At 69.1% G+C, this 12222-nt stretch carries 10 protein-coding genes; 6 read left to right on the forward strand and 4 right to left on the reverse strand.

The window, feature by feature from the left end; translation table 11 throughout:
• The first annotated feature begins 20 nt into the window (after positions 1 to 20).
• Positions 21 to 1283, forward strand: coding sequence for a class I SAM-dependent methyltransferase (locus DMC64_RS29460; RefSeq protein WP_125736158.1), 1263 nt, complete (start codon positions 21 to 23; stop codon positions 1281 to 1283).
• Positions 1284 to 1288: 5 nt separating this feature from the next.
• Here the strand turns inward: DMC64_RS29460 and DMC64_RS29465 are convergent, their stop codons facing one another.
• Positions 1289 to 2899 (reverse strand): thiamine pyrophosphate-binding protein, encoded by a 1611-nt coding sequence (locus DMC64_RS29465; protein ID WP_125736159.1) that lies wholly within the window; start codon positions 2897 to 2899, stop codon positions 1289 to 1291.
• Positions 2896 to 3672 (reverse strand): cyclase family protein, encoded by a 777-nt coding sequence (locus tag DMC64_RS29470; RefSeq protein WP_125736160.1) that lies wholly within the window; start codon positions 3670 to 3672, stop codon positions 2896 to 2898. The genes DMC64_RS29465 and DMC64_RS29470 overlap by 4 nt, the downstream gene beginning before the upstream one ends.
• 100 nt (positions 3673 to 3772) lie before the next feature.
• Between DMC64_RS29470 and DMC64_RS29475 the strand changes: the two genes are divergently transcribed.
• The gene (locus tag DMC64_RS29475) at positions 3773 to 4249 is read left to right on the forward strand and encodes a GNAT family N-acetyltransferase (RefSeq protein ID WP_125736161.1); all 477 of its coding nucleotides are present in this window, start codon (positions 3773 to 3775) and stop codon (positions 4247 to 4249) included.
• Between the two features lie 162 nt (positions 4250 to 4411).
• On the forward strand, positions 4412 to 5656 hold the full coding sequence (locus DMC64_RS29480; protein WP_125736162.1) for an HNH endonuclease signature motif containing protein: 1245 nt from the start codon (positions 4412 to 4414) through the stop codon (positions 5654 to 5656).
• 210 nt (positions 5657 to 5866) lie between these two features.
• Here the strand turns inward: DMC64_RS29480 and DMC64_RS29485 are convergent, their stop codons facing one another.
• Both DMC64_RS29485 and DMC64_RS29490 read right to left on the reverse strand, forming a co-directional pair.
• Positions 5867 to 6730, reverse strand: a complete 864-nt coding sequence (locus tag DMC64_RS29485; RefSeq protein ID WP_037348279.1) for a sigma-70 family RNA polymerase sigma factor — start codon at positions 6728 to 6730, stop codon at positions 5867 to 5869.
• A gap of 9 nt (positions 6731 to 6739) precedes the next feature.
• On the reverse strand, positions 6740 to 7654 hold the full coding sequence (locus DMC64_RS29490) for a glycoside hydrolase family 16 protein (RefSeq protein WP_125736163.1): 915 nt from the start codon (positions 7652 to 7654) through the stop codon (positions 6740 to 6742).
• Positions 7655 to 7775: 121 nt separating this feature from the next.
• Here DMC64_RS29490 and DMC64_RS29495 point away from each other — a divergent pair, with 121 nt between their 5' ends.
• The 3 genes from DMC64_RS29495 to DMC64_RS29505 are packed head-to-tail and all read left to right on the forward strand — an operon-like array spanning position 7776 to position 12221.
• Positions 7776 to 8486 carry a GntR family transcriptional regulator gene (locus tag DMC64_RS29495; RefSeq protein WP_125736164.1) on the forward strand — a complete coding sequence of 237 codons (711 nt, stop codon included), beginning with the start codon at positions 7776 to 7778 and terminating at the stop codon, positions 8484 to 8486.
• 52 nt (positions 8487 to 8538) lie between these two features.
• The gene (locus tag DMC64_RS29500) at positions 8539 to 11934 is read left to right on the forward strand and encodes a TM0106 family RecB-like putative nuclease (protein WP_125736165.1); all 3396 of its coding nucleotides are present in this window, start codon (positions 8539 to 8541) and stop codon (positions 11932 to 11934) included.
• Positions 11931 to 12221 (forward strand): hypothetical protein, encoded by a 291-nt coding sequence (locus DMC64_RS29505; RefSeq protein WP_016335297.1) that lies wholly within the window; start codon positions 11931 to 11933, stop codon positions 12219 to 12221. The genes DMC64_RS29500 and DMC64_RS29505 overlap by 4 nt, the downstream gene beginning before the upstream one ends.
• The last annotated feature ends 1 nt before the right edge of the window (position 12222 follow it).

Here is a 12222-nt window from a genome sequence, read left to right on the forward strand (position 1 = left end):
AGGGAAGAAGAGAGACGATCATGGCTGAGACGACCACCGTCGGGAAGATTTTCGAGCGGTTGCTCGGCCCGAGCGCCGAAGTGTCCATCACCGCCTACGACGGCAGCACGAGCGGCCCGGCGGACGCGCCGGTGTCGATCCAGGTGCGGTCGCCGTTGGCGCTGACGTATCTGATGTCGTCCCCTGGCGATCTCGGGCTCGCCCGTGCCTACGTCGCCGGCGCGCTCGACGTGGACGGCGATCTCTACTCGGCGTTGCGCGCGCTCGTGGCCCAGGTCGATCAGCTCAGCGCCGCGGACCGGTTGTGGCTGCTGCGCGAACTCGGACCGAGGCATCTGCGCCGTGTCGCCCCGCCCGCCGAAGAACTGCCGAGCCGCGCCAAGCGCGTCTTCGACGGGCTACGGCACTCGAAAGCACGCGACAGCAACGCGATCTCGAACCACTACGACGTCTCGAACCGGTTCTACGAACTGGTGCTCGGCCCGTCGATGGCCTACACCTGTGCCGCGTATCCGTCCGAAGGCGCGTCGCTGGAAGAGGCGCAGGCGCACAAATTCGACCTGGTGTGCCGGAAACTCGGGCTCCGGCCCGGCATGCGGCTGCTGGACGTCGGCTGCGGCTGGGGCGGGATGGTCGAGCACGCCGTCCAGAACTACGGCGTCGAGGCGCTGGGCGTCACCCTTTCGCGCGAGCAGGCGCAATGGGCGCAGAAGGACATCGTGACCAAGGGGCTCGCGGACCGCGCCGAGGTGCGGCACCTCGACTATCGCGACGTCACCGAAACGGACTTCGACGCGGTCTCGTCGATCGGGCTCACCGAGCACATCGGCGCGCGCAACCTGCCGTCGTACTTCCGTTTCCTCGCCGGGAAACTGAAGCCGCACGGGCGGCTGCTGAACCACTGCATCACCAACCCGGACACCTCCGTCCCGCACCGGTCACGCGGGTTCATCGACCGGTACGTCTTCCCCGACGGCGAACTGGAATCCGTCGGCGAGATCGTCACCGCGATGCACGACAGCGGGTTGGAGGTGCGGCATTCGGAGAACCTCCGCGAGCATTACGCCACCACCCTCGGCGCCTGGTGCGCCAACCTCGACGCGAACTGGGACGAAGCCGTCGCCGAAGCGGGTGCCGGCCGGAGCCGCGTCTGGGCGCTGTACATGGCCGCGTGCCGCCTCGCCTTCGAACGACGGGAAATCGAACTGCACCAGGTTCTCGGGGTGAAGGTCGGCCCGGACGGCGACGCGGGCATGCCGCTACGGCCGGACTGGGGCGTTTAGAGGACTCAATGCCGGAAGGCTTCGGCGAGCCACCACGAGCCGCCGTCGTCGGCGATCTTGGCGTCGACGACGAGCGGCGCGTCCCGTGGGCCGTCGAGCCAGTCCTCGACGGCGGCGAGATCCTCGACCGACCGCACGGTGACCCCGGCGCAGCCGAAACCGCGTCCGATCGCCGCGATGTCGGTGTCGGGAAACCGGACCGTCGTCATGTCCGCGGCGCCGAAATGGTGGATCTCGGCGCCGTACGCCGCGTCGTTGTAGACGATGACGACGAGCGGGATCCGTAGTCGTACGGCGGTTTCCAGCTCGGAGAGGGCCATGTGGAACCCGCCGTCGCCGACCCCGAGCACCGGCAGGCGCTCCGGCCGGGCCAGCGCCGCGCCGATCGCCGTCCCGAGGCCCAGTCCGATGCTTTGGAACGCCTGGGTGAAGCAGAAGCCGTTCTCGTCGGGCACGGACAGGTACGCGCTCGGGTAGCCCATGAAGTTGCCGGAGTCGATCGAGACCACCCGTTCGGCGGGCAGGATCTCGTCGAGGCGGCGGCTGAGCGTACGCGGATCGATCCTCCCGCCGCCGGATAGGTCGTTATACGGGACGTCGTTCCATCGGGTGGTTTCGGGAACTTCGCGGCTCCTGTGGTGGCCACGCCTCACGAGTTCGGCGTGCACGTCCGCGGCCGTGCCGGCGACGTCGCCGACGACGCCCAGGTCGATCGGCCGGTGCGCGCCGAGCGCCGCCTGGTCGACGTCGACCTGGACCAGGCGGGCGTCCTGGCCGAGCAGCGTGCCGTGCCGGGTGGTCCACATGTTCAGCGCGCATCCCCAGCCGATCACGAGGTCGGCGTCCCTGATGAGATCCGCCGCCCGCGGCGACGAAAAGCCACCCGAGATCCCGATCGAGAAGGGATCGTCGTGGAAAAGGCCGTGCGCCACCGCCGAAGTCGCCAGCAGCGCGCCGGAGACCTCCGCGAGTTCCCTAAGAGGCGTGGCGCTCCCCCGTGCGCCGCGGCCGGCGATGAACACCGACCGCCGCGCTTCGACGAGGAGATCGGCCAGTTTCACGATCGCGTCGGCACTCGGGCGGATCGACGCCGGGCCGGGGATTTCCGGAACCGTGACCGCTTCGGGCGCTTCCTGCGCTTGGACGTCGAGCGGAAGGTTGAGCAGGACAGTCCGTCGCTGCTGCACCGCCGTCCGATAGGCACGGACGGTGTCGGCGACCGCGGTCCGCGCGCCGTGCACCCGCTCGGATACAGCGCCGACGGCGCCCGCGAGCGCGTCCTGATCGACCCGGAAGTTCGACAGCACCGCGGACGCCGCGGTATCCCCGGCCAAGACGATCATCGGGGTCCGACTCTTGGCCGCCTCGGTGATTCCGGTGAGCGCGTTGGTCAGTCCACAGCCCTGATGGAGACTCAGTACCGAGACCTGGCCACTCATCCGGGCGAACGCGTCGGCCATACTCGCCGCGCCGCCCTCGTGCCGCGCGGCGACGAACCGCACCCCACCCGCCCGCAACCCGTTGGTCGCCTCGAAATTGCCGCTGCCCACCACCCCGAACGCGGCACCCACACCGAGTTCCGCGAGCGTGCGGCCGACCAGCTCGGCGACGTTCATACCCGCTCGACCAGCGCGTAGACCCTGGCGGGACTGCCGGAACCACCGACGATCGGGAGCGGGCTGACGACCAGCAGCGAGCCGGTGGCCGGCAGACTCGCCAGGTTCTGCAACTGGGTCAGGCCGTGTTTTCCGGCACCCAGAAGGAGTTCGTGGCACGGGAAGGCCGGTTCTAGCGAGAGGGCCTGCCCCGCGTCGGTGCCGACGGTCTCCACCCCGAACCCGGTGATCGGCGCCTCCTCCGCGAGCCAGCGAGCGCATTCCCCCGAAACACCCGGGGTGTGCGGGCCGTTCTCGTCGTTGTTGAGGAAGGCTTCCTGATCGTGCGAGCGAGCGTCCCAGCCCGTGCGGTAGAGCAGCCAGCCGCCATCGGGCAGTGGCCCGTTCACGCGCTCCCACTCACGGATGTCTTCTATGGACAGCAGGTAGTCCGGATCTTCGGCCGCGCGGGCGGACGCGTCGAGGACCACGGCCGGGGCGACCAGCGTGCGCAACGGCACCTCGGAGACGTCGTGGCCGTCCTTTCCCGACACCCAGTGCACGGGGACGTCGAGATGGGTCCCCGTGTGCTCGCCGGTGTGGATGTTGTTCCAGTACCAGCGCGGGCCGCGTTCGTCGTACCGGCTGATCTCCTCCAGGCCGAACGGGATCGTGTTCGCGAACGGCTCCGGCAACTGGAGGATCGGGGTGCTCGCGCTCAGCGGGGCGGTGAGGTCGACGACCTCGATCGCACCCGTGGTGATCGCGGAGTTCAGCTGGGCCAACAACGACATGCGTGCCTCCCGGGGATGACTGCGGCGTCTCGGCCACCTTAGGCGGATTTCGGGTTTGATGGTTGGCTGGGACGTCGCCGATACGCTGAGGAGGAGATCGATGGTCGAGGTGGCACTGCGGTCGGTCGAGGACCGCGACCTGGACACCTTGTACGAGCTGATGCGTGACCCCGAATCGGTCAGGATGGCCGCGTTCGTCGCGAGGGACCCCGACGATCGCGAAGCGTTCGACCGCCACATGGCGAAGTTGAGGACTTCTCCGGACCTCATCGTGCGTGCAGTGACCGGTGATGGCCGCTTCCTCGGCACCATCGGCAGATTCTTCATGGAAGGCGACGCCGAAATCACCTACTGGATCGACCGTGCCGTTTGGGGGCAAGGAATCGCGAGCCGAGCCCTCGCTCTGTTCCTGGAGACGGTCGAGGTCCGGCCTTTGTACGCCCGCGCCGCCAGCGACAATCTCGGGTCGCTTCGGGTGCTGGAGAAGGCTGGCTTCAGTGTCGTTGGGACCGAAGTCGCGTACGCGGCCGCTCGGGGTGGTGAGATCGAGGAAACCATTCTGCGCCTTGATCTTTGAGGGGTCGGCGGCCTGACGAGACTGCGCGTTGCTAAAGCCACTTTCGCAACGTTCAAGGTTGCGAAAGTGGCTTTCGCAACATGCCCTCCGAAAACTTCCCGAATCAGGTCAAGAATCTATTTCACATTCGCACACTTGTTCGATATGCGATATTCTTGTGGGGTGTCCGGACAACGTATCCTCGAACCGCCGCAGGAGCTGTGGCGTGCCGGTGCGCGGGAGCTCGCGCACGGTGTGGTGGAGCGGTTGTCGGTGGCACGGCAGGCGTTGGCGGAGGTCGGGCAGTTCCTGGTCGAGATCGAATCCCGCGGTCCGATGGAACTGTTCGGGCACGGCTCGACCGCGGGCTGGTTCGCTGAGACCGCGCGGATCAGCCCGAAAGAAGCCGGTGACTCGGTGGCCCGCGCTCTGGCTGTGAACGAGAGCCGGAATCTGGACGGCACGCCCGCCCCGGCGTTCGCCCCCATCGCCGGGGCCGCCGCCGCGGAGGGCGACCTGGGACATCAGCAGCTGGACCCGATCCTCGCGGTGCTGAAGAAAATCCCGGCCGAGGTCTCAGCCGACGACCGGACCGGCGCCGAGCAGATCCTGGTGACCTTGGCCCGTCACGCCGGACCGCAAGAGATCACCAACGTCGGCGCCGACCTCTTGGCCCATCTCGACCCCGACGGAAACGAACCCAAAGACGAAGACCTGAAACCGCCCTCGCGCGAGGTGCATCTGCACAAGCGTGACGACGGGTGGTGGCGGCTCAACGGCCTCCTCGACCCCGAGTTCGGGGCCCGCGCCAACGCCCTGTTCGAAACCTGGGGACAACGAAGACCCGTCGACGAGGACGGCAACCGCGACCCGCGTACCCCGGGCGAACGCAACGGCGACGCACTCTTTGACGCGATCCACTACGCGATGACCAACGACAAAGCCCCCACCCTCTCCGGAGACCGCACCACCGTCGTCGTCACCATCCCGCTGGAGACTTTGACCTCCGGGCTCGGGGCGGCCTGCGTGGACGGGGTCGCGCAGATCACGGCCCGGCATGCCCGGATGCTGGCCTGCGACGCCAAAATCATCCCCGCCCTCCTCGGCAGCGAGAGCGAACCCCTCGACATCGGCCGCGCCGCCCGCAGCGTCACCCCCGCTCAACGCCGGGCCTTGAACCTGCGCGACCACGGATGCGCGTTCCCCGGCTGCCGACGAAGACCGAAGCACTGCGAAGCCCACCATGTTCTGCCGTGGGGGCAGTTCGGCGACACCGATCTGAACAACCTCTGCCTACTCTGCCGCTACCACCACATGGTCATCCACGGCCAATCCGGCTGGAAAGTCCAGATCACCAACGGCCGACCCGAATTCATCCCACCGCAGTATCTAGATCCACTACAAACACCCCGCCGCAACCACCGCTGAACCCGAGGGAGCCCGCCGACCACCAGGCGACGGGCCCCTCGGCATGCGCTCGTTCAGTTGAACCAGGTTCCGAACATCGAATCTCGAATGTTCCCCTGACCTCACCATCCCCCGCATGCCGCGGTCGACCACACGAAGCAGGTCCCGGGTGCGCTTGTTCAGCCGCAATCGGTTCTTACGGGCGTTCAAACAAGAGAGAGACGACTCCGATCAGTCCACCATCACCAAATCCAGCCCCCGCACCCGTTCCCGGTCCGCGATGACGTCGATCTCGCTGATCTTCCCGTCCACGAAAGCGAACGCGAGCACCACCGAGGGCCGTCCTTCGTCGGCCATCACGAGGCCGATGCCGCCGTTCACCAGCGCGAGCTGGGTGACCGCCGCCCGCACCGAAGCGGCCGCAGCGCCGCGGGCCACCACACTGGCGCCGCGCAGGAAGATCGGCTCGCGCGAGGGGCCTGCCGCCTTGTCCGCGCGGAGGACGACATCGGGGTGCAGGAGTTCGAGGAGCGCGGCGAAGTCGCCGCCGCGAGCCGCGGTCAGGTAGGCGTCGACGACCTGGCGCCGTCGCGCGACGTCCGGTTCCGTCGCGATGGGACGCCCCTGGACCCGGCGCCGGGCCCGGCTCGCGAGTTGCCTCGCGGCGGCCGGGGTGCGGTCGATCAGCGGGGCGATTTCGTCGAACGGCACCGCGAACATGTCGTGCAGGACGAACGCGAGCCGTTCGGCGGGGGCCAGCGTGTCCAGGACCACCAGCATCGCCAGTCCCACCGAGTCGGCGAGCACCGCGTCGGCGGCGGGATCGACCGTGGAGTCGGCGGGCTCGGAGAACGCGGCGTCGAGCGGTTCCTCCCGCCGGTGGTCGCGCGAGCGCAGCACGTTCAGGCACACCCGCGCCACCACCGTGGTCAGCCAGCCGCCGAGGTTCTCGATCTCCGCCGCGTCGGTGCGGTTCAGCCGCAGCCACGTGTCCTGGACGGCGTCTTCGGCCTCGCTGGCCGAGCCCAGCATCCGGTAAGCGACCGCCCGCAGCCTGGTCCGGTGTTCCTCGAAGCGTTCAGTCAGCCGATCCACCGCTCATATCTAACAGCCACCGAGATCGTCACTGAATCGCACACCCGAAGACCGGTACGACGCGGCCCGGTCGGCGGCGGCCTGCGGCGTCAGCACCTCGTTCTTCGCGTAGTAGACCCAGTCCACCTGTTCGAGGTAGGTGCTCGTCCCGCCGCTGTGCTGCGTGAGGTCGATGAACCACTGGTTCACGTTGAGCGACATGTTCTGCCGCGGGTACACGTCGAACGGCCCGCTGCGGTCGTGATCGGCCACCAGGGCACCGTCGATGTAGTACCGCACATGGCCGTCGGACACCGTCGCGACGACGGAGTGCCAGCCGTCGATGCTGCGGCGCTGGCTGTCGCTCTTGTTCTCGGCGTACCAGGGATCCGGCGTGTAGGTGTGCCAGCTGGTCTGGAAGTTCACCGGCCCCGCCTCGCCCCATCCGCCGTTGGGCAGGTACTCCGAGAAGTCCAGCTCGCTGTAGAGCGGGTCGTTGTCGTAGCGGAGCGGGCTGATCGTGAAGAACGTCTGGTTGATCCGGTCGCCGTCGGGGCCGGACGCCGGCGCGTCGGAGAAGCGGATCCGGGCCGCGTAGGTCCCTTCGAAGAACCGGCGATCGGGCTGCATGATCTCGGTCTGCGTCGTCCCCGCGGGCGTGCCGTCGGTGGTGGAGGCGAGTTGCAGCACCTTGTCCCCGTCCGACGTCGGGAACGTGATGCCCTCGGGTGCCCAGCGCGCACCGCCGACACCGGGGCCGCCCGCCCCGGATCGCACCTGCCAGCCGTGCTGGGCGAGGAGACCGTCGGTATGCGAGCCGTAGTGGAAGTCGTCGAACAGCGCGCCGCAACCGGCCGCTCCCGAAGCGGCGCCCGGCGCCAGACCCAGTGCGGCGACCGACAACACCGCGACGGCGGCGGCGCGGAACTTCCCTGAGGTCGACATCTCGTCTCCTTTACCACTGGTCAGTTTCTTTCCACCGTCACCCGGTGAAGTGGTAAAGTCAATAGGTCTAGACAACTTGTCCACCAGCCAATTCTCCGTGACCACTGGGTAGGCTGTGGTCATGCGGCGAACAGAGGTCAAGGATCGGCTACGCCAGCTCATCGAGCGGCGGCAGCCGGGTGAGGTCCTGCCTTCGGAACGCGCGCTGAGCACCGAAATCGGCGTCTCGCGCCCCACCCTGCGGGCCGCGATCGACGAGCTGGAACGCGACGGTCTCGTGGTCCGCGAGCACGGCCGCGGCACGTTCACCGCGCCGCGCAAGATCTCCCAAGACCTCATGCCCGCCACCGGCGGTGAGCAGTTCGCGCCGCCCGCCGAGGGCCACTGGACCAGTCGCGTGATCGACTTCGCCACCACACCCGCCGGTGCCCGGCTCGGCAAACGGCTCGAGGTATCCCCCGGCCACATGCTGGTGGCCGTCACCCGCGTCCGTGTCGTCGAAGAAGCACCGATGGCGATCGAGCGGATCCTGGTCCCGCGCGATCTCGTGCCCGACATCACGGCCGCGGGTTTCGAATCCGGCTCGTTCTACGAACTGCTCCGCACGCGGTACGAGGTCGTGCCCGCGACGGCCGTGCAGATCATCGAGCCGACCGTCACCGACCCCGACGAGTCCGGCCTGCTCGGCGTGCCACAGCACTCCCCCGCGCTGCTGTTCGAACGCACCACCCGCGACGGCGGCGGCCGCGTGATCGAGTACACCCGCTCGATCTACCGGGGCGACCGCTACCGGATCACCTCGCACCTGACGTTCGACCACACCTCGGGCTGACTCCGGCGTGCCGGGGCGGTCGCGGCCGGAGTCCATGTAAGACTCCCGGGCGATGTACACCCCGTCCGATCTCGCCGACCTGCTCGAATGCGAGCACCGCAGCCTCCTCAACCAGGCGCTGGCCGCCGGCCTGCCGGGCGCGCCGCGGCCGGGTTCCGGGCCGGATCAGCTCGCGGTCACGCACGGGCGCGCGCACGAGGCCGCGACGCTGGACAAGCTGCGCGGTGAGCGGAGCGCCGTCGTCGAGATCGACGAACGAGACCCGGTCGTCGCCGCGAAAGCCACCGAGGAAGCGCTTCGGGCCGGTGCTCCGGTGATCTACCAGGCGGTCTTCCACGACGGCGAGTTCTCCGGCCGGGCCGACTTCCTGATGCGGGACGACGAAGGCCGCTACGAGGTCTACGACACGAAGCTGGCCAGGCACGCGAAGCCCGCCGCGGTCGTCCAGCTGACCGCATACGCCGACGCCCTGCGCCGGGCGGGCTGGCCCGCCGGTCCGCAGATGCACCTGCTGCTCGGCGATCACAGCACGCGTTCGTTCCGCGTCGACGACTTCCTTCCGCTGGTGGACCGGCTCCGCGCTCGGCTGCGGAACCGGCCGCCGACCCTGCCGGTCCAGCTCTGGGCCGACGAGCGGCCCGCGTGCGGCGGCTGCTCCTACGCCGCGCACTGCGCGAGCGCCCGCGAAGCCGACCGAGACCTTTCGCTGGTCGCGGGAATGCGCGGCGATCAGCGGCGCAAGCTCGTCGCCGCCGGACTCGGCACCATCGACGCGCTCGCGGCCGCCGCGCCGGAAGACCGTCCGCGCGACATCTCGACGACGTCGTTCACCACGCTGCGCGCCCAGGCGGCGATCCAGGTCCGGCAGGACGAAACCGGGCAGATCGCCTACGAGATCATCGATCCGGACGCGCTGGCCGAACTGCCGCCGCCCGCGCCCGGCGACGTCTTCTTCGACATGGAAGGCGACCCGTACGCGCTGGCGGGTGAAGGACTGGAATACCTCTTCGGCGCCGTGACAGCCGACGACGGCACGAAGTTCACCCCGTTCTGGGCGCACAACCGGTCGCAGGAGAAGCGGGCCTTCGAAGAGTTCATCGACTTCGCCACCGCGCGGCTCGCCGAGCATCCCGGCTCGCACGTCTACCACTACGCGCCGTACGAGGTCACCGCGATCAAACGGCTCGCCGCCGTGCACGGAACCCGTGAGGACGCCGTCGACCATCTGCTGCGCAGCGGCGGCCTGGTGGACCTGTATTCCGTGGTACGCAAGGCACTCCGGGTCTCGCAGCGGTCGTACTCGATCAAGTACCTCGAACCGCTCTACATGCCCGAAGCGCGCGACGGCGACGTCAAGACGGCGGTGTCGAGCATCGAGGCCTACGAGGAGTACCTGACGCTCACCGCCTCCGGCGAGACCGAGCACGCGGACGAGGTGCTGCGCGGGATCAGCGACTACAACGAATACGACTGCGTCTCCACCCTGCGGTTGTTCGAGTTCCTGCACAAGATCCGCGTGGACGAAGGGATCGCGCTCGCCGAGCCGCCCGAAGAGTCCGATGTGGACGCTCTGCTCCGCCAGACCGAAGAGGACGTCGCCGCCCAGAAACGCGCCGAACGCGCGGCGCAGCTGGCCGCGCTGGTCGATCCGCTGCTGGACGGGCTGCCCGACGATCCGGCCGAGTTCACCGGCGAGGACCGCGCCCGCGCGCTGCTGGCCGCGTCGGTCGGCTATCACCGCCGCGAGACGAATCCGGCGTGGTGGGAGTACTTCCGCCAGCTGGCCGCCCCGCTCGGCGATCTGGAGACCGACAACGCCTGCACCGTCCCGATCTCGCTGGAAGCCGGGGAATGGGTGCCGCCGTCGGGCCGGGTCCGCAAGGCGAAACGTTCGCTCGTGCTCCGCTGCGACCCGGACCGTCCGCACCCCTTCGCCCCCGGCGACGACGTCCGCCTGCGGTACGGCGCGGCCGCGCGCGACGCCAAGGTCGTCTCGGCCACCGCCGTCGAACTGACCCTCGAAGAGAGCTGCCCGCCGGACGAGACCACCGCCGACCGGCCGGTCGCGGTGCTGCCTGGGAGCCCGGTCCGTCCTTCCCCCAAGGACGACGCAGTCGCGGACCTCGCCCGCCTCGTCGTCGACCGGCTGCCGACGCTGCCCGCGCATCCCGGCGTCGATCTGCTCCGGCGCACGACACCCCGGCTTCGCGACGACAAGACCCTGCCCGAACCCGGGACCGACCTGGTGAACACGGTGATCGAGGCCGTCGAGGCGCTCGATGGCTCCACACTCGCCGTCCAAGGCCCGCCGGGCGCGGGGAAGACCTATCTGGCCGGCAGGCTGATCGCGAAACTCGTGCGGGCGGGCAAGACGATCGCCGTCACCTCGACCAGTCACAAGGCCGTGGAGAATGTGCTGTCCGCCGCGCTGAAGAACGCGCCGGACCTGCCGTGCGCGAAACGCGCCAAGCGCACCCCGGATCCGGCCGCGCCGTGGGAGCAGCCGAAGACCAATCCCGCGCTGGTGAAATGGCGCGAGGAGCACGACACCGGTCATCTGGTCGGCGGCACCGCCTGGACGTTCGCGAACGCCGCGATCCGGGAAGAGCCCTTCGACCTGCTGATCATCGACGAGGCGGGCCAGTTCGCCCTCGCCGACGCGCTCGCGGTGTCGATGTGCGCCAAGAATCTCCTGCTGCTGGGCGATCCGCAGCAGTTGCCGCAGGTCGTGCAGGGCACGCATCCCGCCGGTGCCGAGGCGTCCGCGCTCGGGCATCTGATCGGCGAGGCGGACATCATCCCGGCCGAACTCGGGTACTTCCTCGACGAGACCCGGCGGATGCATCCGGCCGTCTGCGCGCCGGTGTCACGGCTGTCCTACGCGGGCCGTCTGCACTCGCATCCTTCGGCGGCCGAGCGCGCGATCGACGGCGTCGAAGCGGGCCTGTACCTCGCCGAGGTCGACCACCACGGCAACACGACGCGGTCGGTCGAGGAGGCCGAGGCGGTCACCGCCCTCGTCGCCGAACTCCACGGCCGAGCCTGGACCGACCACGGCGAGCCCCGGCCGCTCGGCGACGAGGACATCCTGGTCGTGGCGCCGTACAACCTGCAGGCCAGGGTCGTCGCCCGCGCGCTGGACGAGGCCGGGCATCCCGGTGTCCGGGTGGGCACGGTGGACCGGTTCCAAGGCCAGGAGGCGCCGGTGGTGATCACCACGATGACCTCGTCCTCGGCGGTCGATCTGCCGCGTGGCCTGGACTTCCTGCTCTCCCGGAACCGGCTCAACGTCGCGCTTTCGCGGGCGCAGGCGCTCGCGGTCATGGTCTGCTCGCCGCGGCTGGTCGAGGCCGACATCCGCACGGTCGACCAGATGCGGCTGGTTTCGGGCATGCTCGGGTTGATGACCGAAGCCGTGCCGTGGCACGCAGGACGGAGTGGACGATGACCGAGAAAGACCCGGACAAGGAGATCCTCGACGCCGAGATCGTCGAAGAGTCCCCGACAGCCCCTGTCGAGGTCCCGGAGCCGGATTACAGCGAAGGCGGCGTGCCGTCGTTCGATCACGTGAGGGACCGGATCGAGCAGCGGTACACGACCTCGCTGGGCTCGACCGAGCTCGCCGGCCTCGGCGGCAAGGAAGACGTCGCTTCGCTGGACAAGAAGATCGCCGACCGTGACAAGGCCGCGAAGGACAAGCTGGCCGAGATCCGCCGCGCGATGCGGGAGCAGTGAG

Origin of the sequence: Amycolatopsis sp. WAC 04197, from assembly GCF_003947475.1 — a bacterium.
Taxonomy (GTDB): domain Bacteria; phylum Actinomycetota; class Actinomycetes; order Mycobacteriales; family Pseudonocardiaceae; genus Amycolatopsis; species Amycolatopsis japonica.